The sequence below is a fragment of the Arthrobacter sp. ISL-65 genome (assembly GCF_018613795.1).
Lineage (GTDB): Bacteria > Actinomycetota > Actinomycetes > Actinomycetales > Micrococcaceae > Arthrobacter.
Window position 1 is genome coordinate 94780 of record NZ_JAGGPN010000009.1, and the last position, 25810, is coordinate 120589.

The following is a 25810-nucleotide window of genomic DNA, read 5'->3' on the forward strand; positions in this document are numbered from 1 at the left end:
GAGATCCAAAAGAAAGGTCCACGATTACCGTGACCCACGAACTGCTCACGATCGGGCGAATCAGCGTTGATATCTACCCGAACGACATCGGGGTGGGGCTGGAGGATGTTACGTCCTTCGGCAAGTACCTCGGCGGCTCGCCGTCCAATGTCGCTGTTGCCGCTGCCCGCCATGGCCGCCGGACCGGCGTCATCACCCGCACCGGCGATGACCCTTTCGGTACGTACCTGCACCGCGAACTGGCAAAGTTCGGCGTTGACGATTCCTTCGTCAGCCCGGTCCAGGGGCTGCAGACGCCGGCCACGTTCTGCGCCATCCAGCCGCCGCATGATTTCCCGCTGTACTTCTACGGCCGGTTCCCCACGGCACCGGACCTGCAGATCAAGGCCGACGAGATCGATACGGACGCCATCCGCGATGCGCAGATCTTCTGGTCCACCGTGACCGGCCTGTGCCAGGAGCCGAGCCGTGAGGCGCACATCAGGGCCCACGAGGCGCGGCCCCGCACCGCCTTGAAGGACGGCCAGTACACCATCCTGGACCTTGACTACCGCCCCATGTTCTGGGCCTCCGAGGAGGAAGCCCGGGAGCAGGTGGCCCGCATCCTGCCGCAGGTCACCGTCGCGATCGGCAACGACCAGGAATGCTCCGTGGCCGTGGGCCCGGGCACTCCGGATGAGCAGGCGGACCGCCTGCTGGACGCCGGCGTGGAAATCGCCGTAGTGAAGCTCGGCCCGGAAGGCGTGATGGCCAAGACCCGCACCGAGCGCGTGGTTTCCGCCCCGGTTCCGGTTGAGACCGTCAACGGCCTGGGTGCCGGCGACTCCTTCGGCGGCGCGTTTGTGCACGGATTGCTCTCCGGCTGGCCGCTGGCACAGGTCCTGGACTACGCGAACGCTGCCGGTGCCATTGTTGCCTCCCGGCTGTCCTGCGCGGATGCCATGCCTACCCCGGCTGAGGTCACCTCCCTGCTCGCCGAGCGCGGACGCCTCGTTCCCGATGCTGTTCCTGATGCTGCTGTTCCCGGTCGGGATGGCAGCCAACTCACCCCCGAAGGAGCGGCCCTGTGAGCCTCAACCCCGGCACTGCGACCCTGGCGGTGGATGACAACCCCCGCCGCTACGAGCACCTGAGCACCATCCGCCTCGAAGACCCGGACGCTGTGGCCCGGGCCGCCAAGGCCCGCCGCCGCCACCCCGGCCTGAAGCACGGCCGGCAGAACTTCATCGTCGCCGCCGACCACCCGGCCCGCGGCGCCCTCTCCGTCGGCAACGACCCGCTGGCCATGGCGGACCGCCGCCAGCTCCTGGACCGGCTGCAGATTGCGCTGGCCAACCCGGCGGTGGACGGCATTCTGGCTTCCCCGGACATCATGGATGACCTGCTGCTCCTGGGGGCGCTGGAGGGCAAGCTCGTCTTCGGTTCGATGAACCGCGGCGGCCTCGCCGGCCTGGTCAACGAATTCGACGACCGCTTCACTGGCCACACGGCCGCGGCGCTGGAGGAACTGGGTGCAGACGGCGGCAAGATGCTGACCCGCATCTGCCTGGGTGACCCGGACACCGTCGCGCTGCTCGAAGCCACGGCGAAGGCGATTGACTCGCTCGCCGAGCGCAAGCTGATCGCCATGGTGGAGCCCTTCCTGTCCGTCCGGGAGAACGGCCGGGTCCGCAACGACCTGAGCCCGGATGCCGTGATCAAGTCCATCGCCATCGCGGAGGGCCTCGGGTCCACCAGCGCCTACACCTGGATGAAGCTGCCGGTCGTTGCCGAGATGGAACGCGTCATGGCCGCCACCACCATGCCCACCGTGCTGCTGGGCGGGGACCCGGCAGGCACCCAGGACGAGGTGTTTGCCACCTGGGGAGCCGCCCTCGCCCTCCCCGGCGTGCAGGGACTCACCGTTGGACGGACCCTGCTGTACCCGCAGGACGGCGATGTTGCCGGAGCTGTCGCCGCGGCCGCATCACTGCTTCACCACACCACAGAAGAAGTATCGGAGTAAACGATGGGAACTGGAACCCGCCGGATGACCGTGGCGCAGGCCGTGGTCGAATACCTTTCCAAGCAGTACACCGTTGATTCCGTGGGTGGGGTCGATTTCCGCGGACGCCTGATTCCGGGCACGTTCGGCATTTTCGGGCACGGCAACGTGGCCGGTGTGGGCCAGGCCCTCAGGCAGTACCAGCAGCTCGATCCGACGATCATGCCGTACTACCAGGGCCGCAACGAGCAGGCCCAGTCCCACCAGGCCGTGGGCTACGCCCGCCACACCCGCCGCCGGCAGACCTTCGCGATCAGCACCTCCATCGGCCCGGGCTCGTCCAACCTGCTGACCGGTGCTGCGCTGGCCACCACCAACCGGCTGCCGGTCCTGCTGCTGCCGTCCGACACGTTCGCGACGCGTGCTGCGGACCCTGTGCTGCAGCAGCTGGAACAGCCCTACGCCTACGACCTCACGGTGAACGACGCGTTCCGCCCGCTGTCCAAGTTCTTCGACCGGGTCACCCGCCCGGAGCAGCTGTTCTCCGCGTTCCACCACGGCCTGCGCGTCCTCACCGACCCGGCCGAGACCGGCGCGGTGACCATCTCGCTGCCCCAGGACGTCCAGGCCGAGGCCTTCGACGTTCCCGAAGAATTCCTCGCGGAGCGTGAGTGGCGGATCCGCCGCCCCGAAGCGGACGACGACGACATCGCCCGCGCCGCCGAAGCCATCCGGGGCGCGAAGCGGCCGCTGATCATCGCCGGCGGCGGCGTCCTTTACGCGTACGCCAACGAGGAACTGGCCAGGTTCGCCGAACTGACCGGCATCCCGGTGGGCAACACGCAGGCCGGCGTCGGCGTCCTGCCCTGGGACCACAAGTACTCCCTCGGCGCCATCGGCTCCACGGGCACGACGGCGGCCAACGCCCTGGCCGCCGAAGCGGACCTGATCATCGGCATCGGCACCCGCTACGAGGACTTCACCACCGCGTCCCGGACCGCGTTCCAGCACCCGGACCTGAAGTTCATCAACATCAACGTCGCACCGATCGACGCGTACAAGCACGGGACCTCGCTGCCGATCGTGGCCGATGCGCGCAAGGCGCTGGTCAAGCTCAACCGGGCCCTGGGCGGCTACCGCGTGGGCGCCGACCTCGAGCAGCAGATCGCCGCCGAGAAGCAGCGCTGGAACACCACCGTGGACGAAGCCTTCGACACGAGGTTCAGCCCGCTGCCGGCGCAGAACGAGATCATCGGTGCCACCAACCGGGCCATGGACGCGGCGGACGTGGTCATCTGCGCCGCCGGTTCGCTGCCGGGGGACCTGCACAAGATGTGGCGGGTCCGCGACCCGTTCGGTTACCACGTCGAATACGCATACTCCTGCATGGGCTACGAGATCCCCGGCGGGCTCGGCGTCAAGCGCGCAGCGCTTGCAGAGGCCGCGAACGGCGGCGCCCAGCGCGACGTCGTCGTGATGGTGGGGGACGGCTCCTACCTGATGATGCACACCGAACTGGTCACCGCCGTCGCCGAACGGATCAAGTTGATCGTGGTCCTGATCCAGAACCACGGCTACGCCTCCATCGGCTCGCTGTCCGAATCGCTCGGCTCGCAGCGTTTCGGCACCCAGTACCGCGTTCTGGACGAGGAACAGCACAGCTTCGACGAGGGCGAGACCCTCCCGGTGGATCTGGCACTGAACGCCGAAAGCCTCGGCGTGAAGGTGATCCGGATCGAGCCGGGGGAGAAGGCCATCGCCGAACTCGAGCAGGCCATCCTCGATGCCAAGGCCGCCCCGGAGCGCGGCGGCCCGATCGTGATCCACGTCGAGTCCGACCCGCTGCTGGACGCTCCGAGCTCCGAATCCTGGTGGGACGTGCCCGTCTCCCAGGTGTCCGACCTCGACTCCACCCAGCAGGCCTACCAGACCTACACCGACCACAAGAACCGCCAGCGCAAACTGCTCGGCTGACCCCAGCGACAGCCGCAGTTCACGACCAGCCACAGACCAAGGAAGTCATCTCTATGTCAACGACGACCGTCACCACCACCATCAACCACTTCATCAACGGCGCCGAAACCGCCGGCGAAGGTACCCGCACCCAGCCCGTCTACAACCCGGCCACCGGCCAGGTGTCCGCTGAGCTGCGCCTGGCCAACCGTGCCGACCTGGACAACACCGTCGCCGCCGCCCGCAAGGCTGCCGATTCCTGGGGCGATATTTCCCTGGCCAAGCGCACCGCCGTGCTGTTCAAGTTCCGTGAACTCGTTGCCGAGCACGTGAACGAACTCGCCGAGCTGATCACCGCCGAGCACGGCAAGGTCATCTCCGACGCCAAGGGTGAGATCGGCCGCGGCCTGGAAGTCATCGAGTTCGCCTGCGGCATCCCGTCGCTGCTCAAGGGCGACTACTCGGATCAGGTCTCCACCGGCATCGACGTCTTCTCCTTCCGCGAGCCGCTCGGCGTCGTCGCCGGTATCACCCCGTTCAACTTCCCCGTCATGGTGCCGCTGTGGATGGCCCCGATGGCGATCGCCACCGGTAACGCCTTCATCCTCAAGCCCTCCGAACGCGACCCCTCCGCCTCGATGCTGCTGGCCAGGCTCTGGAAGGACGCCGGGCTGCCCGACGGCGTGTTCCAGGTCCTGCACGGCGACAAGGAAACCGTCGACGGCCTCCTGACCCACCCGGACGTGGACGGCATCTCCTTCGTCGGCTCCACCCCGATTGCCCAGTACGTCCACGAGACGGCCACCAAGCACGGCAAGCGCGTCCAGGCCCTCGGCGGCGCGAAGAACCACGCCATCATCCTGCCCGACGCCGACCTGGACAACGCCGCAGACCACCTCGCCGCCGCCGCCTTCGGCTCCGCCGGTGAGCGCTGCATGGCCATCTCCGTCGCCGTCGCCGTCGGCGACGCCGCGGACCTGCTGGTCAAGAAGGTCGAAGAACGCGCCACCGCCGTCAAGGTCAACAACGGCACCGTGCCCGGCGCCGAAATGGGCCCGGTCATCACCCCCGCCTCCAAGGAACGGATCGTGAAGATCGTCACCGAGGCCGAAGCAGCCGGCGCCGCGATGGTGGTCGATGGCCGCGACCTCGTCGTCCCCGGCCACGAAGGCGGCTTCTGGGTGGGCCCCACCGTGATCGACCACGTCAAGGCCGAGATGACCGCCTACACCGAGGAGATCTTCGGACCCGTCCTCGTCGTCGTCCGCGTAGATACCCTGGAAGACGGCATCAAGCTGATCAACTCCAACCCCTACGGCAACGGCACCGCGATCTTCACCTCCTCCGGCGCCGCGGCCCGCAAGTTCCAGCGCTCCGTGACCGTCGGCATGATCGGCATCAACGTGCCCCTCCCGGTCCCGGTGGCCTACCACTCCTTCGGCGGCTGGAAGGCATCCCTCTTCGGCGACAAGCACATCTACGGCCCCGAAGGCGTCTCCTTCTACACCCGCGGCAAGGTGGTCACCTCACGCTGGCCCGAGCCCACCCACGCCTCCGGCGCCTCCTACAACTTCCCCTCCAACTAACCCTCCGCTGGTTGAGCTTGTCGAAACCCCGCAGGCTGGTTTCGCTCCCCACCCGCCCCCTAGCCCCGCAAGCTCGGCTAGGGAACCCGGCGGTCGTGGGCCCAAGCTCAACCACCGGGCGCCAACCAAGAAAGACAATGCAGTCATGACAGAGAACAAGCTGATCATCGGCACCGCGCCCGACTCCTGGGGCGTGTGGTTTGCGGATGACCCCAAGCAGACCCCGTGGGAGCGTTTCCTGGACGAGGTGGCCGAGTCCGGTTACAAGTGGATCGAGCTGGGCCCCTACGGCTACCTGCCCAACGACCCCGTCCGGCTCGCAGAAGAGCTCAAGCAGCGCGACCTGAAGGTCTGCGCCGGAACGGTCTTCACCGCGTTCCACCGCGGCCTGGACCAGTGGGAGTCGGCCTGGGAGCCGGCCCGCAAGGTCGCCGAACTCACCGCAGCCATGGGCGGCGAGCACATCGTGGTCATCCCGGCCATGTGGCGCGACGACGTCACCGGCGAGGCCGTGGAGAGCGGCACGCTCAGCGACAAGGCCTGGAGCGACCTGTTCGCCGGCCACAACCGGCTCGGAAAGACGCTGCTCGAGGACTTCGGACTCAAGCAGCAGTTCCACTCCCACGCTGACTCGCATGTGGGAGCCCAGGAGGACATCGAAACGCTGCTGGGCGCGACGGACCCGCAGTACCTCAACCTGTGCCTGGACACCGGCCACGCGGAATACTGCGGCGCCTCCAGCCTGGAGCTCATCAAGAACTACCCGGACCGGATCGGCTACCTGCACCTGAAGCAGATCAACCCGGACGTTCTGAAGAAGGTCAATGAGGAAAACATGACCTGGGCCGCGGCAAACCTGGCCGGCGTCATGACGGAACCGCCGAACGGCCTGCCGGACCTGCGCGCGGTCATCGAGGCCGTCGAGGCCCTGGACCGGCCGATCTTCGGCATCGTCGAGCAGGACATGTACCCGGTGGCCTTCGACGTTCCCATGCCCATCGCCAAGCGCACCCGCAACTACCTGCTGTCCTGCGGCTCCCGCACCGCGGTCAACTAGCCTCCGCCCCGGCATCCCAAACGTAAGGAAAGAACAATGACTGAAACCCTTCGCGTCGCCGTTATCGGCGCCGGCCGCATGGGCGCGGACCACATCCAGCGCCTCAGCAAGCGCATCCACGGCGCTGAGGTTGCCGCCGTCGTCGACGTCGACCTTGCCCGCGCCCAGGCCGCCATCGAAGGTATCCCCGGCGCCGTTGCCCTGACCGACGCCGAGGAGGCGCTGAACAACGGCGACGTCAACGCCGTCCTCATCGCCACGCCCGGCTTCCTGCACGAGGAGATCCTGCTGAAGGCCATCGCCAAGGACATCCCCATCCTGTGCGAGAAGCCGCTCACCCCGGATGCAGGGTCGTCCTGGAAGATCGTCCAGGCCGAGGAGAAGCTGGGCCGCAAGCGCATCCAGGTGGGCTTCATGCGCCGCTTCGACGCCGAATACGCAGCCCTCGGCTCGGTCATCCGCGACCGCGAACTCGGCGAACTGCTCATGCTGCACCACCAGCACCGCAATCCCACCACGCCCGCGGGCTTCACCAACGAAATGCTCATCAACGACTCCGTGGTCCACGAGTTCGATGCCATCCGCTTCTTCACGGGCGAAGAGATCACGTCCGTCCAGGTCCGCCTCGGCAAGGCCACGAAGAACGCCCCGGCCGGCCAGCACGACCCCCAGCACGTCCTGATCGAAACCGAGTCCGGTGTCCTGGCCGACGTCGAAATCTACGTGAACGCCAAGTTCGGCTACGAAGTTGCCACCCAGGCCTCCTTCGAGGACGGCATCGTTAGCATCGGCGGCGACAGCGGCCCGTACCTCCGCAGCAACGGCCGCTGGGGTGGCAAGGTCACGCCCGGCTTCGAAGAGCGCTTCGGCGCCGCGTACGACGTCGAAATCCAGGCCTGGGTTGACGCCGCACTCCGCGGCGAAATCGGCGGACCCAGCGCCTGGGACGGCTACGCCACGGCCGCATGCTGCGAAGCTGGCGTGGAAGCCCAAAAGAACGGCGAGAAGGTGGCCGTGAAGCTGAACGCCAAGCCTGCGCTGTACAGCTAGGCCCACCCTTAAAGTTTTTGTCCAGATAATGCGCCTTGGAGGCCCTCAAGGTTGCATTATCTGGACAAAAACCCCGTTCGTTTACCCGACTCTTTCCACCATGGAGTGCTCTTCGTGAAAATCGCCCTTGATCCCACCCCCTTCCACCACAGCCACAGCCTGCTGGAGTTTCCCAAGGTGGTGGCCGACCTCGGCTACAAGTACATGCAGATGACGCCGCACCCGGATTTCATCCCCTTCTACAACCACCCGAAGGCCGACGATGAACTGGTGGGCCAGTTGAAGAAGGCGTGCGCCGACGCCGGAATTGAAATCGCGTCCATCCTGCCTGTGCTGCGCTGGTCCGGCCCGGACGAGGACGCACGTGAAGCAGCAGTGCGCTACTGGAAGCGCGCCATCCAGATCGCCGTGGACCTGGGCGTGAGCACCATGAACACCGAGTTCAGCGGCCGGCCGGAGCTGGCCGAGGAATCCGAGCGTGCGTTCTACCGCTCCATGGAGGAACTGCTCCCCATCATCGAGCGCGAAGGCATCGACCTGCTCATCGACCCGCACCCGGACGACTTCGTGGAGGAGGGCCTGGCCGCGATCCGCGTCATCCGCGGCCTGAACTCCAAGAACGTCGGCATGGTCTACGTGGCGTCCCACAGCTTCCACATGAAGAACTCGCCGCTGGACATCATGCGCGCGGCGGGGGACAGACTCCGCCTGGTCCACGTTGCCGACACCATGGACCACCACGCCTCGCACGGACTGCGCTACATCACCAACCCGCCGGGCAACGCCGTCCGGGTGCACCAGCACCTGAAGATCGGCGACGGCGACGTGAACTGGGACGAGTTCTTCGGCGGCCTGAAGGAAATCGGGTTCTTGGACCGCGATGACACCGTGATGGTGTCCAGCGTCTTCGCCGAAGACGACAATGCCCAGGACGTTTCCCGCTACCAGTTGGACACCATGAAGCAGTACGTGCAGAAGGTCAGCGTATGACAGCCGCGCCTTCTGGCAAGGCCGACTTAAAACACCAGCGGGCGCTCCGCACGGTCACCATCATTTCCACCTTCGGCGGCCTGCTCTTCGGCTACGACACAGGCGTCATCAACGGTGCCCTGCCCTACATGCAGGAGGACCTGGGCCTGACCCCGCTGGCCGAGGGCATGGTGACGTCGTCACTGCTGTTCGGCGCCGCCTTCGGTGCCCTCTTCGGCGGGCGGCTGGCGGACCGGAACGGCCGCCGCAAGATGATCATGGTCCTTGCCGTCGTCTTCCTGATCGGCACGCTCTCCTGCACCCTGGCTCCGAGCACTGAGTTCATGGTGGCGGCCCGGTTCATCCTGGGCCTGGCCGTAGGCGGCGCGTCCGTGACGGTGCCGGTGTACCTCGCGGAGGTGTCGCCGTCGGCCCGGCGCGGGCGGATCGTGACGCAGAACGAGCTCATGATCGTCACCGGGCAACTGCTCGCCTTCATCTTCAACGCCTACCTCGGCAACACCTTCGGCGAGGCCGGGGGCATCTGGCGCTGGATGCTGGTGATCGCCACGCTGCCGGCCATCGCCCTGTGGATCGGCATGGCCTTCATGCCCGAAAGCCCCCGCTGGCTAGCCTCCATGGGCAGCTTCGGCGAGGCGCTCGGCGTGCTCCAGCGCATCCGCTCCAAGGCCGAGGCCACGGCGGAGTTCGACGAGGTCAAGGCCATGGCCGTGGAGGACTACAAGTCCAAGATGGGCTCCTGGAAGGACCTGCAGGTTCCCTGGCTGCGGCGGATCTTCTTCGTCGGCGTCGGCCTTGCTGTGATCCAGCAGATCACCGGCGTGAACTCCATCATGTACTACGGCACGCAGATCCTGGCGGATGCCGGCTTCGGCCGCGAAGCGGCACTGAGCGCCAACATCGCCAACGGTGTCGTCTCCGTGCTGGCCACCTTCGCGGGCATCTGGCTCCTCGGCAAGGTGGGGCGCCGCCGAATGCTCATCACCGGCCAGGTCGGAACCACCTCGGCATTGCTGCTGATCGGCTTGTTCTCGCTGATCCTGCCCGAGGGCACCGGTCGCGGCTACGTGATCCTGGCGCTGACCGTCACGTTCCTCGCATTCCAGCAGGGGGCCATTTCACCGGTCACCTGGCTTATGCTCTCGGAGATCTTCCCGTTGAAGCTGCGCGGCCTGGGCATGGGCGCGTCGGCCTTCGTGCTTTGGACCGTGAACTTCATGATCGGCTTCGGCTTCCCCCAACTGCTCGCCGCCGTCGGCATCTCCAACACGTTCTTCGTGTTCGCCCTCCTGGGCGTCGGGGCGATTCTCTTTGCCGCGAAGTACATTCCCGAGACCAAGGACAAGAGCCTTGAGGACGTGGAACACTACTTCAAGCACCAGGCAGGCGTCTCCGCCGCAGCTGAAACCGCCGTCGGAGCGAACACCCCGGTCCACTAAACAGTCCGGGTCCAAAACCGTCCCGGACCATAACCGCTCCCGAGTTTTTGTACAGATAANNTATCTGTACAAAAACTCCAGCGCCGGAGGCAGTTTTTCACCCAGGCGTTTGACGGCGGGAGGCGTTCGACGACGGCCGGCCAGTTGCCGGGGCGGCTCCGTCCGGCGGCTCCGGAGGGCGGTTACACGCTGTCGGCTTCCGGACGAACCTAGACGCCGGCGTGGAGGCGGGGGAGGGCGTCTACCAGCGGTGCCAGTTCCGGAATCTGCTGCGCTTCGGCCAGGGTCCGCTCCAGTGTTGCGTCGTGGACCGGCCGTGCTTCTGCCAGCAGCTTGCTCCCGCTGTCCGTGAGTTCGGTGTAGATGCCGCGGCGGTCGTCCGCGCACAGAATGCGGGTCAGCAGGCCGCGGTCCTCTAGCCGATTCACCAGGCGGGTGGTCGCGCTGGCACTAAGGGCGGTGGCCCGGGCCAACTGCTGCATGCGCATGTGCCACCCATCCTGCCGGCTGAGCGCGTCCAGCACCGTGTATTCGACGACAGAAAGCTGCGCCTGCTCCTGCAACGACCGTTCCAGCTCCGCCTCGATCAGCCCGTGCAGGGCCGCCAGGGTGCGCCAACCCTGGGCACGCACCTCCACGGCGTCGTCCTTGATGCCCATGGGCCCTCCTCCTTCGGTTCTCCGGCTCTACGGAAAGAGCACGGCAGTGAAATAGTTGCTTGCGCGGCATATTTGCTTGTGCAACAATTGCTTGCGTAGCAATAAATAGCGCGCCTGCAACTATTAGCTTACGTCGCACTCCCCAATCAGAACAGTTCCGAAGGAGCGCATCCATGCCTGTTGGCCTGATAGCCCTAGCCCTCGGCGGGTTCGGCATCGGACTCACCGAATTCGTCATCATGGGCCTACTCCCCGAAGTGGCCGCGGACTTCCAGGTGAGCGAAGCCTCGGCCGGCTGGTTCATCTCCGGCTATGCCCTCGCCGTCGTGGTGGGAGCGCTGGGACTCACCGCCGCGGTGTCCCGCTTCCAGCGCAAGCCCGTGCTGGCCGTTCTGCTGGTGCTTTTCGTCGCCGGCAACCTGCTGTCCGCCATCGCCCCTGACTACTGGGCGATGATGGCGGGCCGGGTGGTCGCCGCCCTCGCACACGGCGCCTTCTTCGGCATCGGGGCGGTGGTGGCAGCCGGCATGGTCGCACCGACCAAGAAGGCCGCCGCCATTGCCATCATGTTCACCGGGCTCACGGCCGCCAATGTCCTCGGAGTTCCGTTCGGGACCCTGCTGGGGCAGGCGGCAGGCTGGCGTTCCACCTTTTGGGCGATCACGGGCATCGGCGTGCTGGCACTGGCCGGCATTTTGACCCTGGTGCCCAAGGCCGGGAACGGTGACGCCGCAAGCGGCGGACTGCGCAGTGAGCTGCGCGCCTTCCGCTCCGGCCAGGTGTGGCTGTCGATCCTGGTGACCATCCTTGGCTATGGCGGAATGTTCGGCGCCTTCACCTACATCGCCTTCACCCTCACCGAGGTTTCCGGATTCGCCGCCTCCACGGTGCCATGGCTGCTGATTGTCTTCGGCGTCGGCCTGTTTATCGGCAACACCCTCGGAGGCAGGGCGGCCGACCGCGACGTCGACCGCACCCTGCTGGCCGTACTCTCGGTCCTCGTCGCCGTGCTGGTGGTTTTCGCCCTGAGCGCGGGCAACCAGGTGCTCACCATCGCCTCGTTGCTGCTCCTGGGTGGTTTCGGGTTCGCCACGGTGCCCGGCCTGCAGATGCGCGTCATGAAGTACGCGGCCAACGCGCCCACGCTGGCGTCCGGAGCCAACATCGGCGCGTTCAATGTGGGCAACGCCCTCGGCGCCTGGCTCGGCGGCGTGACCATCACCGCCGGCCTGGGCTACACCTCGCCCATTTGGGCAGGGGCCGGGATTACCCTGCTGGGCCTTCTGGTGATGGCCGGCGCCGCCGCCCGGGCAAAGGCAAGCGCCCGGCGCGTTCCCGTTCCGGCCGAAACATCGGAGGCAGCTGTCGAGTCCCAAACTCGCGTGGAGACGGAAGCGGCCGGTTCAGTCCAGGCTGAACCGGCCGACGTCGGACACGTTTCCGTCCGTTAGCCCCGCGCTCCGCGCCCCTGCGCTCCGCGGAGGCAAGGCGCGGCAGCCCCGCGTTATGCCCCGAACGGCAGCCGGGGGTCCAGGTTCTGGCTGTCCCAGGTCTGGCGCACCCAGCCGTGGTGCGGGTCATCGCTGATGAGCCAGTCGCGGACGCGGCCGGGGCCGGCCATGACGTTGAGGTAGTACATGTCGTAGCCGGGTGCGGCCATGGCGGGACCGTGCCAGCCGTAGGGGACCAGCACTACGTCGCCGGTGCGGACCTCGGCCGCGACGTCGATGGGCCGGTGGTCGGAGGCGTAGACCCGCTGGTAGCCGATGGCGTCCGCATTCTCGCCCGGGCCGTTTGAACCCGGGACGTCGGCCACCCGCGTTTCGAAGTAGTAGATCTCCTCGAGCCGGGTCTCGCCCTCCTTCTCCTCGTCATGCTTGTGGGGAGGGTAGGAGGACCAGTTGCCGGCCGGCGTGAGGACTTCGCACACGATGAAGCGGTCGGCTTCCAGTGCGGCGGGGGTTCCGAAGTTGTGGACCTGCCGGGAGCAGTTTCCGGCCCCGCGCAGTTCCACCGGCGTCTCCGCCGCGGTGATCAGGCGCGTCGGGTACTCGACCTTGGCGGGCGCCGTCGCGATGGCCACCCGGCCGCCGTCGGACGACGTAACCGTCACCGCCTTGTCCGTCCCGGAGTACAGCACATCGGTGGGGCCGCTGAAGACGCTGGCCCGCCCGGCAAGGGGGTAGTCCAGCCCGTCAACTGTCGCCGTAAACGCCCCGCTCAGCGGGATGACAATCCGTTCCTCCGCCGCAGGGGAAAGTTCGACGACGGCGCCCGGCGCCAGCGTGGCCACCTTGAGTCCCGTGTGTTTCCAGCCTTCCACGGCAAGTTTCGAGTCGGACGTACCCAGCGAAATGTCCCAGCAGCCTTCGGCTGCGCTGCCCAGGGGGTATACCCAGTCGGCCATAAGTTCGTGTCCCTTTCGGATGTGTCGTGGTAGGTCCGGCGCGCGGTGGCCCGGGGCCAGGGCAGGCCAACGACTGCCCCTACGCTGCAGGCGCCATGTACTGGCCCGCGGTTGTAGTGGCCTAGCGCTGAACCAGTGTCATTTCGAAGCTGTAGGAGTCACCGCGGTAGACGTGGTGTCCGGTCTCCACGTTCCGCCCCGTGTCGTCGACGGCGGTGCGTTCCATGGTTACCAGGGCTGAGCCCGGTTCGGTCTCCAGCAGGGGAGCCTGGTAGTCGTTGGCCACCATGGCGCCGATGCGTTGCGTGGCCAGCCGGAAGTTGACGCCGCCGCTGCGCAGGATGCCGTAGAGGCCCTGCGTCTTCAGCAGGTCCTCATCGATGTGCGTAATGTCGTCGCGCACCCAGTTCTCCATGAGGGCCAGCGGTTTGCCGCCCACTTTCCGGAGCCGGGTGAAGTGATAGACCTTGGCCCCGGCGGCGAGGTGCAGGGCCTCCCGGGTGGCGGGGTCGGCCTCGATGTGCGCAAAGGTGAGTACTTCGGTGGTGGGCTTGCTGCCGTTGTTCGTCAGGTCGTCGTACAGGCTGGACAGCTCAAGCGGGCGGCGGACCTGGCTGGACACCACCTGCGTGCCGACACCCCGCTTGCGGACGAGCAGCCCCGAGCGGACCAGTTCGTCCATCGCCTTGCGCATGGTGGGCCGCGAGAGATTCAGCTGGGCGGCGAGATCGATCTCGTTCTCCAACCGGCTGCCGGGTTCCAGCAGGCCGGTATGGATGGCAGCTTCAATGCCCTGGACAACCTGGTGGTACAGCGGCACCGGCGACGAGCGGTCGATGCTGAGGCGTAGTTGGTTCGCCATTGAGTGCTCCCTTTGTGCTGCAGGTCCCCGCGTCCAGGAAGCCTGTATGTCAGTGCATGTCCGTTTGTTAGGACATACTCCGATTTTGATCATAGCAGGGAGCCGTCGGCAGTCAAGGAGCCCGGCAGTCAGGGAGTGCGGCAGGCCTCCACGAACACGCGGAACGGGGCAAGCCTCTGCTCTTCGGTCAGTTCCAGGGCCTCCGGATGCCACTGCACCGACGCGACCCACCGCTCGGGATCCTCCAGCGCCTCCACCGTGCCGTCATCCGCCACGGCGGTCACCAGCAGCCCCGGCGCCACCCGGTCGACAGCCTGATGGTGGCCGGAAGCGATCTTGACCTCCATTGCGCGTACGGCGTCCCCGTCTGTTTCACCGGCTGTGTCACCGGCGGCTGCACCAGCGTCGGCAGAGGCCGTCCCGCCGGCCTCAGGATTTTCGGCGGCGGCGTACATCTTCGCCACCTTGGATCCCGGGGTGATCGTCACCTCGTGCCAGACCCATGGCCTGTTGGCCGCTGCCGGGATCTGGCGGTGCGGCACGGTACCCGGTGTCATGTCCTGGACCAGCGTTCCGCCGTAGAGGACATTGAGCAGCTGGTGCCCGCGGCAGATTCCCAGAACCGGCGTGCCGGCATCGAGCGCGCGCCGCGCCACCGCGATGTCCAACCGGTCCTGCTCCGCATTGACGTCATAGAGCGCGGGCCCCGGCTCCTCGCCGTAGAGGCGCGGGTCAACGTCGCCGCCGCCGGGAAGTACGACGCCGTCAAGCGCCTCGGGCGCGTTCGGCGCCTTATCGCCGTCGGAAGTTCCGCCGTCGGCCGTTCCACTGTTGGGTGCGCCGCTTAGTCCGCCCTCCAGTGACTCGGCGGTGAGCAGCACCGGCTCCCCGCCGACATCGCGGATGAGGCTGACGATACAGCCGAAAAGGTTGTTGGCCTTTGCCACCCGCGGGTCCGGATCCGCCGAGCTGCTCAGCCGGACCGGGATGCCGATCCGCGGCCGGCGCTCATCGCGCGGCGCCGCGCTCTGTGCCGCGTCTGCATCCGGCGCTGCGTCAGGGTTCTGCGCTGCGTCTGGGGTCTGCACTGTTCCTGAATTCCGCATTGAATTCTGCATCCTCAAATTCTGCCCCATATCCGGCCGGTTAGGCTGGCCGAATGAACAACCGCTATCTGGTGTCCCGGGACCGTTTCATCGCCGCGGCGCCGGACGTGGTCTTCGAGGTCCTGGCCACTCCCGCGCTGCACAGCGAAATCGACGGATCAGGCACCGTCAAGGGTGCCCAGCCGCGGGGTCCGTTGCGCCTTGGACCGGGGGCCAAATTCGGCATGGAAATGAAGATCAGGGTTGATTACCGGATCCTCAACACCGTCACTGAGTTCGAGGAGGGCCGGCGGATCGGCTGGCGCCACTTCTACGGGCATGTGTGGCGTTACCTGCTGGAACCGGCCACGGACAGCAGCGGCGTGTCCGGAACGCTCGTGACAGAACAGTGGGATGCGCGCCATGTCCGCGGCAAGTTCCTGCTCCGGCTTGCCGGTTATCTGGGCCGCCATCCGGCGAATATTGACAGGACGCTTGCCAGGCTGGACGCATACGTTACGGGCGCGCAAGCCGCGAGCTGACGCACTTCGTGCCGTTTTTTATTGGGACTGCGCGGGTTTCGGTAGTGTTGGGAGCAACAGGCAAGGCGAAAGTAGGGCAGTCGATGGGGCGCAGGACACTTGTTGACGACCTGGTTGATGGTCTGCTGAACGACATTCTTGACGGCAGGCTCAAGCCGCATGATGCGCTACCGCCGGAAGCCGACATTGCCAAGGCCTACGACGTCAGCCGGCTGACCGCCCGCGAGGCGCTGAAGGCACTCCGGGCGCAGAACATCCTTTACGTCAAAGCCGGCCGCGGAACATTTGTGAATCCTGCAGACAGCTGGACCGGCCTCGACGCGATCATCAAGGCGGCGTCGCACGGGAACGCGGACGATCAGGTTTCCCGCGGCCTGATCGAGGTGCGACGCATGGTGGAGACCGGCGCCGCCGCGCTCGCCGCCAGGCGCCACACTCCGGAGCACGCCGAGGAGATGCGGGCGTCCATCGCGGACATGAAGCGGTTTCACCAGGCCGGAGACCTTGACGGGTTCGTGGCGGCGGACATCGCCTTCCACGACACCGTCCTGAAGGCCTCCGGCAACCCGTTTGTCCGGGCCCTCCTGGCCCAGCTGGGCCAGTCACTCTACCGCGCCCGCCGCGAGACCTCGGCCATTGAGGAGATCCAGCGCCACGCCATCGCCTTCCATCAGCGCGTGCTCGAGAGCATCCTCACCGGCGACTCCGAGTTGGCCCGCAAGGCCATGGACGAGCACATGGACCAGACCTTCGAGGACTACGAGCGCTACGTTCACGGCAACCGCGCTTAGGCTCTGTGTCCCTAGGCGCTGATGTTCCTAGGCGCGGGCGTTCCTGGGCCCTGGTTTTTCTCGTCTCCTGCTTTCTTACGGGCCCCACGTCTTTCTGGGCCAACCTTTTTGCAGGGGCCACCCCTTTCATCTTGACGTAATGCTCGTCACTCTCCTATGCTTTTGGTCATGTTCTTCCGTCAGATGTCTGACATCAGATTGAGTGCAGACATTCCCCTCTGAAGCGGACAGAACCCCCATCAGAAAAAGCATCGGGTTCCCCGGGCGAAGCCGCCGGACCGGAAACCGACAGACAGAAGGTCGATGATGACTTCATTCACTACAAAGTCCTCCGGACTTGGCGAGCTTGGAGACCGCACGCTCCGCAAGGTCCGCCGCCGCGTAATGCCCCTGATTGTGCTGCTCTACTTCATCGCGTATCTGGACCGGAACAACGTCGGCTTCGCCAAGCTGACCATGAGCGAGGACATCGGCCTGAGCGCCGCAGCCTACGGTCTGGGCGCCGGTATCTTCTTCCTCGGCTACGCCGTGCTCGAAATCCCCAGCAACGCCGGCATGTACAAGTTCGGCGCCCGCAAGTGGCTGGCCCGCATCCTCATCACCTGGGGCATCTTCGCAGCGGCCATGGCCCTGGTGAACGGCGAATCCACGTACTACGTCATCCGCTTCCTGCTGGGCGCGGCCGAGGCCGGCTTCTTCCCCGCCATCCTCTTCTACCTGACGCTGTGGTTCCCGGCCGCACAGCGGGTCACCGTACTGGGCATCTTCATCCTGGCCCAGCCCGTCTCCAACGCACTGGGTGCCCCGGTGTCCGGCCTGCTCCTCCAGATGGACGGCGTCATGGGCCTGCAAGGCTGGCAGTGGCTCTACATTATTGAAGGCATCCCCGCCATCCTGCTGGGCGTGCTGACCCCCTTCCTGATGACGGACCGCCCGCGGGACGCCAAGTGGCTCAACGCCGACGAGCGCGAATGGCTCGCCACCACCATGGACGCCGAACTGGCAGCCAAGTCCAAGGGCAGCAGCCACAACTTCCTGGCCGGTCTCAAGGACAAGCGCACCATCGTCTACTCGGCGCTCTACTTCGGCCTGGTCTGCGGCATCTACGGCCTGGGCCTCTGGATGCCCACCATCGTCGCCGCCCTGGGCAAGTTCTCCACCGCCGAGGTCGGATTCATCGTCCTCATCCCGTACGCCATCGCCGCGGTCTTCGTCTACTTCTGGAGCAAGCGCGCTGACAAGACCGGCAAGCGTGCCTGGCACAGCGCTGTCAGCATGGTCCTCGCCGGCTTGGGCTTGCTCGCCGCCGGTTTCCTGCTTCCGGTCAACCCTGTCCTGGCACTCATTGCCCTGACCGCCTCGGCCATGGGGATCTACGGGGCCATTGCCCCGTTCCTGTCGATGCCGTCCGCAGCGCTCACCGGAGCAGCCGCCGCCTCCGGCCTGGCCATGGTCAACTCGCTGGGCAACTTGGGCGGATTCGTCGCCCCCTACGCAGTGGGCATCCTGAAGGACGCCACCGGCAACAACCAGAGCGGCCTGCTCTTCCTCGCCTTCTGCCTGTGCGTCACGGCCGTGGCCACCTACCTCTATGCCCGCAAGCGCCCCGAAGGCGATGCGGCGCTGGATCCGGCAGTCAAGGCCGCCGCAGACCTTCCGGCCAGCCGCTAAAGACCCATCCGAGAACCACCCGAAGGAATACCCGCAATGAGCTCAATCACCCCTTTCCCCGCAGAACGCACCGTTGTGCTGACCGGCGCGGCTTCTGCCCGCGGCATCGGCCGCGCAGCAGCTGACCGCATGGCCAGCGAAGGCTGGTCCATCGCGATCCTAGACATCAATGCCGAGGACGCGAAGGCCGCGGCCGCGGAGATCGGATCCAACCGTGCAGTGAAGGCGATCGGCGTCGGCGCCGACGTCTCCGACGAGGCGTCCGTGGACCGGGCTATCACGGAGATCGAAGAGTCGTTGCCGCCGATCGTGGCCCTTGCCAACCTGGCGGGCATCAGCTCGCCGACCCCCTTCATGGAAACCACGGTTGCCGAGTGGGACAAGGTCTTTGCCATCAACATGCGCGGCACCTTCGTGGTGTCACAGCGGGTCCTCAAGGGAATGATCGAACGCAAGCTCGGCCGCATCGTGAGCATTTCCTCCATCTCCGCCCAGCGCGGCGGAGGGACCTACTCCAAGGTTGCCTACAGCGCCTCCAAGGCCGGCATTGTCGGCTTCACCCGTGCCCTGGCCCGCGAGGTCGGCGAGTTCGGTGTGACCGTGAACGCCATCGCCCCGGGCCCGATCGACACCGACATCATGGGCGGCACGTTGAGCGAGGAGCGCAAGGCACAGATGTCCGAGGGCATCATGATGGGCCGCGTGGGTACCCGCGAGGAAGTGGCTGCGCTGATCTCCTTCCTGCTGGGTGCGGACTCGGGCTACATCACGGCCGCGACTTACGACATCAATGGCGGTCTGCAGGTTTCCTGACCCGTTCCAGAATTATCCGAAGTGCCCCGCCGGGATTCCGGCGGGGCACTTCTACATTCGACTGGGTAGCAGCTCAGGGCGTTCCCAGCGCTGGCAACGCCCACAACTGCTACCCAGTTGGGTTCGTTCGGCTCCGGCGTCCCGGCTGAACACGGCACTAGGCTGGGCACCATGAACCCCTCCGGCAGCCTGAACCCCAGCCCGCGGACCCTTGAGGTGAACAGCGTCGCCAGCTTCGACCGGCTGGTGAGTGCAGGGGCCCGGGCGATGCACGGCTGGCACGCTCAGTCGCTTGACCTCCGCGGACGGGGCACCGCCCTGGCAGGCATGGATGCCGAGGGTGCGATTTTCCTGGGCTGCACCTTCGACCCGGGCGTGGAGGCAACACTTCGCAGCCGGGGCGCACTGATTTTTCCGCGGCTTACCGGCGTTCCTTTCAATCCGTACCGGGCGGGGCTCTACACCCCGCAGGAGCTGTACGCCGGCATCGTCGATGAGCCGTACGAGAAAACCCCTGACGCTTTGGTCTACCAATGGAGCATGCGGCCGGGCCAGCGGAACCGCCTCGATTCCACCCTCGCGGCAGCCCTGCACGATCACGCCGTCGGCGATGCCCTGGAGGAGTTCGTCCGTAGCCTCAACAGCGGGGGCCGTTCCATAGTCGGGGTCATGGGCGGTCATGCCCTGCAGCGGGGGACCGGCGGCTTCGCCGCTGCTGCCACGCTGGGCCGGCTCCTGGCCCGCCGTGGCCACCTGGTGGCCACCGGCGGCGGGCCCGGGGCCATGGAGGCCGCGAACCTTGGCGCCTACCTCAGCGCGGCCAATGACGACGATTTCCAGGATGTGCTCCGCGAGCTGGCGGCCGTCCCCGGCTTCCGCCCCTCGGTGTCTGCATGGGCACGTGCTGCGGCAGCCGCCGTCGAACGCTTTCCGGGCGGAACCCCGTCCCTCGGCATTCCCACGTGGTTCTACGGCCACGAGCCGCCCAACTATTTCGCCACCCACATCGCCAAGTACTTTGCCAACGCCGTCCGCGAGGCCATTCTCCTGGAGGTCTGCAACGGAGGGATCGTGTTCCTGCCCGGTGCCGCGGGCACCGTGCAGGAGATCTTCCAGGATGCCTGCGAGAACTACTACGGCGCCCAGGAGACCATGACGCCCATGGTGCTGGTGGGCAGGGAACACTGGGAGGAGCGGTTTCCGGCCTGGCCCATGCTGCAAAGCCTCGCTGCCGGCCGGGCCATGGAGCAGCGCATCTTCCTGGTGGACAGCGTTGACGAGGCGCTCGCGGTCCTCGGCGGGTGAAGGCGCCCCCGCTGGAATAAGAGGGCGGCCTACAGGTCCTTGCGGCAGGGTGCCCTGCCCAGCTGATACAGGCCGTTCAGGTCGCCGGCCGCGAGGCCGTCAGGGGCGCCGATCTCCGGATACATGAGCTGCACGGGGTCGTCGACGTGCTCCAGCCCCATCACGTGGCCCAGTTCATGAAGGATGACGGCGGTGGCGTAGGCGGTGCCGTCGGGGCGTTCCAGTTCCATAGCCATCTGCGGGGCATCGAGTTCCAGGCTGCCGGTGACGTAGCTCTTGGGCCCGTTCCCATAGCTGTAGTGGGTGCTGCCGCCGGTGCCGATGACCTTGCCGCCCAGTTTTTGCGCCGCGTCAGGCGTGGTCCAGCTGATGAGCAGGGGTGCCCAGCGGTCGCCGTAGGCCCCGGGCTGGTAGGGGGTGCGCTGGTCCGAGGGCTCCTCGTCGGTGGCTCCGTCGTCGACAAACTGGATGCCGGTGGCGCGGGAGATAGTCTGGATCGCCAGCGGAACCAGGCCCGCTGCACCCTCCGGCGCGAGACGCGCATTCACCACGTAATGCAGCGGACGGCACGGAGAGTAGCCCACGGGGGAGCCGTCGCTGTTCACCGCCAGAAACTTGTAGGAGTCGCTGGGCTTCGGAGGCGGCTCCGGCGCGCCCAGGGGAGTGGCTGCCTCCTCGAAGCCTGACGGCGGTGCGCCCCCGGTACGGCCAAAGCCTCCGGCCACGCCGGTCTCCGCTCCGGCGGACTGTGTCCTCTGCCCGGGTTGCCCCGCCTGTCCGGCCGGATCCCGGCCGGACTGATCCTGGCCAGAATCGACCCCGCCGGAATCATCCTGCCGGGACGCGGCGGGTGGGTCCCCGGAACCGATGCGGAAGTTCAACACGCCCGCAAAACGGGGGTCCCCATACGCCATTCCGGCCGCGAGGAACGCTGCACAACCGAGGGCAGCGAGCACGATCAGGCGGCGGATAAACCTCGCCGCCGCGGTGGCCGGACCCGAGTGGCGCGGCCGGTGCCGGCGTTCGCCGTTACCGGGGTCGTGACCCTCCACTGCACCCCTTTCACGGTATTCCTCGGCGGCGTCGCCTTCACAACGGAATCAGGCACCAGGCAGGCAAGGCGCTAGTCAAACTAGTACCGGGCAACAAGGCGCCTAACATTCAAGTACGAGGCAAACAGGCCCACTTTACAGTTCCCCTCGCCAGGCCAGGAATCCAGCTGAGCGATCCGGGAAGATCAGGCAATCCTCGTCAATCAGGTGATGACAGCGCCAAACGCCATGCCCAGGAGGTAGGTGACGCCGGCCGCTCCCAGCCCGATGGCGAGCTGCCGCAGTCCGCGGGTCAGCGGCGAGGTGCCGGACAGCAGGCCGACAGTGCCGCCGGTGGCCAGCAGCGCGATGCCCACGAGGACTGCCGCAACGATCAGGGCGCCGATCCCGGTCATGCCAAAAAGGAAGGGAATGATGGGCACGATGGCGCCCGAGGCGAAGAAGCAGAAGCTGGAGAGCGCGGCGCCCCAGGCGGTGCCCACGGCTTCGTGTTCGTCCTCGGTCTCGGGCAGTTCGGGGTGGAGCGAGAGGCTCGGATCGCAGTCGCACGTGAAGAGGCCCATGCGCTCGGCCACGCGGTGTTCGGCGGCCTCGCGCGACATGCCGCGGGCAAGGTAGACCAGCAGGAGTTCGTTGTGTTCGATGTCCAGCTGGGGTGCCGCCACCAGCGTCACCTGGGTGGGCCGGGTGGCGGCCAGGAGCTCGCGTTGGGAGCGGACGGACACGAATTCGCCGGCGCCCATGGAGAAAGCGCCGGCCAGGAGTCCGGAGATGCCGCTGAGCAGGACCACGCCGCTGCCAACGCCCGTGGCGGCCATGCCCATGACGAGCGAGAGGTTGCTGACCAGGCCGTCGTTGGCGCCGAAGACGGCGGCGCGGAAGGTGCCGGCCAGCCGGTTGCGGCCGCGCGTGGCCAGGCCGCGGACCACTTCCTCGTGGATCTGTTCGTCCGCCGCCATGGCCGGAGTCGCGGACGGTTCCCTGGTATAGGGGGAGCGGCCCTCGGCTCGCTGCGCCAGCGCGAGCACAAACACGGACCCGAAGTGCCGGGCCAGGAAGCCCAGGAGGCGGCTGCGGAAGGAGGCGTGCCGGGGCTTGCCCGCGTGCTCGCCCAGCAGCTTCAGCCAGTGCGCCTCGTGGCGGCCTTCGGCTTCGGCGAGGGCCAAAAGGATGGCGCGCTCTTCGCCGGAGCGGTTCTGGGCTAGGTCGCGGTAGACGGCAGCCTCGGCGCGCTCGTCCGCGAGGTACTGGCGCCAGCGCTTGATGTCCGCGGCGGTGGGCTCTGTACGAGGTGCGGCGGTGCCGTTGGGTGCCGCGCCGTTGCTTGAATCAGACGGGGCGGACGCGTTGCCGGTGGTGTGAGGGTCAGATTTTGCGTGCTGAGACACGGGAACTCCTGGATAGATGGGACCTAATGCGGCCCCATTGCATCGCCCACTTTACCGCGTAATTTCGCGGCTTTTCGGCCGGTAACCCTTAGTCAAAAGTTTAGGGAAACCTCAATAACTAGGGCTGCCGGAGGCAAAGCCGCCAGCCCACGCGCACGCCCTTGACCGCCTGCACCCGCAGTGATCTGATGAAAATGTGCCCCTGCGACGCCGGGTACGGAAGTCCAACCATACGGAGGTCTGCCTGATGAACACCAACGGATCGCGCCCCGAGCCGGACACCCGCCACACCATCGAGTCCGATCCCGCCTACGACTTTGCTGAGGACGCGCCGGTGGACGAAGACTGGGACACGGAGGACGAATTCCTCGATTCCGAGGAACGGGTCGTTCCCGCCAACTCCGAGGCAGCCGACGACGACGAACGGGTAGTTCCGCGCGATGCGGACGACGAGTTCCGTGCGGACGAAGGCTTCGAATCCTAAAGCGTCAGTTCAACACTGGCGTCCGTTTCCAATTACTGACGTCCGTTTCGTCCGTGGACCGTTCCCTCCTGCTTTAGCCCAACTCGTTAAACCACGACGGCGGTGCCTCCTGACGCTGGGAGGCACCGCCGTCGTCGTGCGCTATTGCTAAACCTGCCGGCAGCAGGTCACCGGGCGACGGCCGAAACAGGCACTTCCTCGGTGTCCCTGCCGGCCACCCTGCGGTACCAGCGGCTCATGACCGCGGGATCCGTGGGCTTGGTCAGCAGCGACACTGCCACGTAGACCACCGCGGAGGCGAGCAGGCCGTAGTAGATCGGCTCGTTGGCGAAGACGCCGTCCAGCGGTGCCTTGGCATTGATCTCCAGGACGATCATGGTGCCGAGCGTCACCACGGAGCCGACCGCCATGGACGCCGCCGCCGCGATGCCGGTGCCGCGCTTCCATATGAGTCCGCCGAGGATGGCCACCAGGAGACCGCCCACCAGGATGTCGTAGGCGATGGTGAGGGCCGCGACGACGTCCTTGGTGATGATGGCGATGAGGATGGCCACGATGCCCAGCCCGAGGACCCACATGCGGTTGGCCTTGACGTCGTGCTCGGGGTTGTCGGAGTCGTCAGTGTCGACGGTCTTGCCGAACCAGCCGGCAACGAACGGCAGCACATCCGCACGGGCCACGGTGGCCGCGGCGATCAGGGCGCCTGACGCGGTGGACATCATGGCCGCGACCGCGGCGGCGAGCACCAGGCCGCCGATGCCGATGGGCAGCAGGTTCTGGGCGACCTCGGCGTAGACCACGTCCTTGCCTTCGGCGGCGACGTCGATGGTGGGCAGCGCCACCCTCGCGCCGAGGCCGATCAGTGCGCCGGCCGCGCCGTAGAGGATGCAGTAGATGCCGGCGGTGGCGCCTCCCCAGCGGGCAACCCGGGGCGTCTTGGCGGTGAACACGCGCTGCCAGATGTCCTGGCCGATCAGCAGGCCGAGGGTGTAGACGACGAAGTAGGTGATGATCGTCTGGACGCCGATGCCGTCGATCTGGAAGAAGCTGGCCTCCACGCGGCTGCGGATGCCGTCCAGGCCCCCGGCTGCGTTGAGCGTGAAGGGCAGCATGAGGAAGAAGATGCCTACTGTCTTGATGACGAACTGGACCTGGTCGGCCAGGGTGATGGACCACATGCCGCCGATGGTCGAGTACACCAGCACGATGGCGCCGCCGATGGCGATGGCGAGTGCCCGGTCCCAGCCGAACAGGACCACGAAGATGGTTGCGTACGCGCTCGTGGAGGTGGCGCAGAGCATCAGGGTGTAGGCGAGCATGATGATGCCGGATGTCCGGGTGGCCTGGCTGCCGTAGCGCAGGGACAGCATCTGCGAGACGGTGTAGATCTTCAGCTTCTGGATGGTGCCGGCGAAGAGAAGGCTCAGCAGCAGCACACCGGCGCCGATCGCCACCACGAGCCACATGCCCGAGATGCCGAATTTGTAGCCCAAGCCGACGCCGCCAACGGTGGAGGCGCCGCCCAGGACGACGGCGGCCATGGTTCCGGTGTAGAGGAACGGCCCCAGGCGGCGGCCGGCCACGAGGAAGTCGCTGTTGTTCTTGGTGCGGGACTTGCCCCACCAGCCGAAGGCCAGCATGGCGGCCAGGTAGATCGCCACGATGGCGATATTGACGAAACTTGCGTCCATGATTTGGGGATCCTTGGAGCTTTGGCAGCTTGCGGGCCGAGCGGGGAAACGGGCTGGCCGGATGGCGTGCACTGAACGGAAATCTGGGGGAACGCTGGGTTCCGTGCTGTGCGTCTCCTCGTGGGAGTTGTTTCACAAGCAACGGTTGTTGCGTTAGAGCGTAGGCTGTGAGGCGAGTAACAGTCAAGACGCAAAGCTCCGCGGTGCGGTTTGCCCCGCGTCACGGAAGGGCCGGGCCGCTAATATGACTGCAACGATGGGGCCGGGCTGCCGGCCGTGAAAGGTTCGTAAATGAAGGCACTACCAGTTGAGCCGAGCAATGTTCCGGTTGCCATCGGTTCAAGAATCCGTGCCGCGCGCCAGTCCCAGCGGCTCACCATCGAGCAGGTGGCCGACGCCACCGGATTGACCAAAGGTTTCCTGAGCCGCGTGGAGCGGGACCTGACCTCGCCGTCCGTGGCGTCCCTCGTGACTCTGTGCCAGGTGCTGTCCATCTCCATTGGCGACCTGTTCGCCGCGCCGGAAACCCATCTGACCAAGCGAGGCGCGGGTCCCCGGATCTCCCTCGGCGGTGAGGGGATCGTCGAGCGGCTGCTGACCGCCCGGTCCGAGCGGCGCGTGCAGATCATCCAGGCCGTCATCGATCCGCGGGGACGCGGCGAATCGGAGCTGTATGCCGTTGACTGCGACGTCGACGTCCTGCACGTGATCAAGGGAACCATCAATCTCATTCTCACGAACGAGGAGTACGAGCTGACCACCGGCGATACCGTCACCTTCCCGGGTCGGGAACCGCATACCTGGGTCAACCCCACCGATGAGCCCGTCGAGGTTCTCTGGGTGCTGGTGCCGGCCGCCAGCCGGTAGCGCTCATGGCCTTTGGACCCGGGCCGCCACCTTTGGTGGCCCGGGTCTTTTTCGGCCCAGTTTTCACGATTCCTGGTAAACAGCCGATGCACAATGGACAACTTCGAGTGTATGATGGCTGTCACAACCCACCG

At 66.6% G+C, this 25810-nt stretch carries 23 protein-coding genes; 16 read left to right on the top strand and 7 right to left on the bottom strand.

Features of this window, described 5'->3' with window-relative positions:
• Positions 1–29: 29 nt before the first annotated feature.
• The 8 genes from iolC (at position 30) to J7I85_RS04605 (ending at position 10059) form a co-directional block, all read left to right on the top strand.
• Entirely contained in the window at positions 30–1070 is a 1041-nt protein-coding gene (gene iolC, locus J7I85_RS04570) for a 5-dehydro-2-deoxygluconokinase (RefSeq protein ID WP_214847213.1), read from the top strand.
• A complete protein-coding gene (locus tag J7I85_RS04575) occupies positions 1067–2005 on the top strand; it encodes a deoxyribose-phosphate aldolase (protein WP_308159388.1) in 939 nt (312 codons plus the stop codon). Before iolC ends, J7I85_RS04575 begins: the two co-directional genes overlap by 4 nt.
• A gap of 3 nt (positions 2006–2008) precedes the next feature.
• The gene (gene iolD / locus J7I85_RS04580) at positions 2009–3958 is read left to right on the top strand and encodes a 3D-(3,5/4)-trihydroxycyclohexane-1,2-dione acylhydrolase (decyclizing) (RefSeq protein WP_214847216.1); all 1950 of its coding nucleotides are present in this window, start codon (positions 2009–2011) and stop codon (positions 3956–3958) included.
• A 53-nt stretch (positions 3959–4011) separates the two neighbouring features.
• Complete coding sequence (locus tag J7I85_RS04585; RefSeq protein WP_214847218.1) at positions 4012–5523, top strand: CoA-acylating methylmalonate-semialdehyde dehydrogenase; 1512 nt, start codon at positions 4012–4014, stop codon at positions 5521–5523.
• 145 nt (positions 5524–5668) lie between these two features.
• The gene (locus tag J7I85_RS04590; RefSeq protein WP_214847220.1) at positions 5669–6580 is read left to right on the top strand and encodes a sugar phosphate isomerase/epimerase; all 912 of its coding nucleotides are present in this window, start codon (positions 5669–5671) and stop codon (positions 6578–6580) included.
• 36 nt (positions 6581–6616) lie between these two features.
• On the top strand, positions 6617–7630 hold the full coding sequence (locus tag J7I85_RS04595; RefSeq protein ID WP_214847222.1) for a Gfo/Idh/MocA family protein: 1014 nt from the start codon (positions 6617–6619) through the stop codon (positions 7628–7630).
• 114 nt (positions 7631–7744) lie between these two features.
• The gene (locus J7I85_RS04600) at positions 7745–8620 is read left to right on the top strand and encodes a sugar phosphate isomerase/epimerase (RefSeq protein WP_214847224.1); all 876 of its coding nucleotides are present in this window, start codon (positions 7745–7747) and stop codon (positions 8618–8620) included.
• On the top strand, positions 8617–10059 hold the full coding sequence (locus tag J7I85_RS04605; RefSeq protein WP_214847226.1) for a sugar porter family MFS transporter: 1443 nt from the start codon (positions 8617–8619) through the stop codon (positions 10057–10059). The genes J7I85_RS04600 and J7I85_RS04605 overlap by 4 nt, the downstream gene beginning before the upstream one ends.
• Positions 10060–10268: 209 nt before the next feature.
• Here J7I85_RS04605 and J7I85_RS04610 read toward each other — a convergent pair whose 3' ends face one another.
• Positions 10269–10718 (bottom strand): MarR family winged helix-turn-helix transcriptional regulator, encoded by a 450-nt coding sequence (locus J7I85_RS04610; RefSeq protein ID WP_214847228.1) that lies wholly within the window; start codon positions 10716–10718, stop codon positions 10269–10271.
• 173 nt (positions 10719–10891) lie between these two features.
• On the opposite strand from J7I85_RS04610, the gene J7I85_RS04615 reads away from it, so the two are divergent.
• Positions 10892–12169 (top strand): MFS transporter, encoded by a 1278-nt coding sequence (locus tag J7I85_RS04615; protein ID WP_214847230.1) that lies wholly within the window; start codon positions 10892–10894, stop codon positions 12167–12169.
• 53 nt (positions 12170–12222) lie between these two features.
• On the opposite strand, the gene iolB is transcribed toward J7I85_RS04615, so the two are convergent.
• The 3 genes from iolB to J7I85_RS04630 form a co-directional block, all read right to left on the bottom strand.
• Positions 12223–13125, bottom strand: a complete 903-nt coding sequence (gene iolB, locus J7I85_RS04620) for a 5-deoxy-glucuronate isomerase (protein WP_214847232.1) — start codon at positions 13123–13125, stop codon at positions 12223–12225.
• 121 nt (positions 13126–13246) lie between these two features.
• Complete coding sequence (locus J7I85_RS04625) at positions 13247–13987, bottom strand: GntR family transcriptional regulator (protein ID WP_214847239.1); 741 nt, start codon at positions 13985–13987, stop codon at positions 13247–13249.
• A 128-nt stretch (positions 13988–14115) separates the two neighbouring features.
• Complete coding sequence (locus J7I85_RS04630; protein WP_308159389.1) at positions 14116–15075, bottom strand: gamma-glutamyl-gamma-aminobutyrate hydrolase family protein; 960 nt, start codon at positions 15073–15075, stop codon at positions 14116–14118.
• Positions 15076–15146: 71 nt separating this feature from the next.
• Between J7I85_RS04630 and J7I85_RS04635 the strand changes: the two genes are divergently transcribed.
• The 5 genes from J7I85_RS04635 to J7I85_RS04655 all read left to right on the top strand — a co-directional run bounded on the left by J7I85_RS04635 (position 15147) and on the right by J7I85_RS04655 (position 20194).
• Entirely contained in the window at positions 15147–15614 is a 468-nt protein-coding gene (locus tag J7I85_RS04635) for an SRPBCC family protein (RefSeq protein ID WP_214847243.1), read from the top strand.
• Positions 15615–15697: 83 nt separating this feature from the next.
• On the top strand, positions 15698–16405 hold the full coding sequence (locus tag J7I85_RS04640) for a FadR/GntR family transcriptional regulator (RefSeq protein WP_214847339.1): 708 nt from the start codon (positions 15698–15700) through the stop codon (positions 16403–16405).
• A gap of 303 nt (positions 16406–16708) precedes the next feature.
• On the top strand, positions 16709–18076 hold the full coding sequence (locus tag J7I85_RS04645; RefSeq protein ID WP_214847245.1) for an MFS transporter: 1368 nt from the start codon (positions 16709–16711) through the stop codon (positions 18074–18076).
• A gap of 36 nt (positions 18077–18112) precedes the next feature.
• Positions 18113–18889 (top strand): SDR family NAD(P)-dependent oxidoreductase, encoded by a 777-nt coding sequence (locus J7I85_RS04650; protein ID WP_214847248.1) that lies wholly within the window; start codon positions 18113–18115, stop codon positions 18887–18889.
• 171 nt (positions 18890–19060) lie between these two features.
• On the top strand, positions 19061–20194 hold the full coding sequence (locus J7I85_RS04655; protein WP_214847250.1) for an LOG family protein: 1134 nt from the start codon (positions 19061–19063) through the stop codon (positions 20192–20194).
• A gap of 29 nt (positions 20195–20223) precedes the next feature.
• Here J7I85_RS04655 and J7I85_RS04660 read toward each other — a convergent pair whose 3' ends face one another.
• Both J7I85_RS04660 and J7I85_RS04665 read right to left on the bottom strand, forming a co-directional pair.
• Positions 20224–21246: a matrixin family metalloprotease gene (locus J7I85_RS04660; RefSeq protein ID WP_214847260.1), complete on the bottom strand. Its 1023-nt coding sequence runs from the start codon at positions 21244–21246 to the stop codon at positions 20224–20226.
• 203 nt (positions 21247–21449) lie between these two features.
• Entirely contained in the window at positions 21450–22634 is a 1185-nt protein-coding gene (locus J7I85_RS04665) for a VIT1/CCC1 transporter family protein (RefSeq protein WP_214847262.1), read from the bottom strand.
• 247 nt (positions 22635–22881) lie between these two features.
• Between J7I85_RS04665 and J7I85_RS04670 the strand changes: the two genes are divergently transcribed.
• Positions 22882–23118: a hypothetical protein gene (locus J7I85_RS04670; protein ID WP_214847264.1), complete on the top strand. Its 237-nt coding sequence runs from the start codon at positions 22882–22884 to the stop codon at positions 23116–23118.
• Between the two features lie 167 nt (positions 23119–23285).
• Here J7I85_RS04670 and J7I85_RS04675 read toward each other — a convergent pair whose 3' ends face one another.
• On the bottom strand, positions 23286–24809 hold the full coding sequence (locus J7I85_RS04675; protein WP_214847266.1) for a sodium:solute symporter: 1524 nt from the start codon (positions 24807–24809) through the stop codon (positions 23286–23288).
• Between the two features lie 291 nt (positions 24810–25100).
• Here J7I85_RS04675 and J7I85_RS04680 point away from each other — a divergent pair, with 291 nt between their 5' ends.
• Positions 25101–25676, top strand: coding sequence for a helix-turn-helix domain-containing protein (locus tag J7I85_RS04680; protein WP_214847268.1), 576 nt, complete (start codon positions 25101–25103; stop codon positions 25674–25676).
• The last annotated feature ends 134 nt before the right edge of the window (positions 25677–25810 follow it).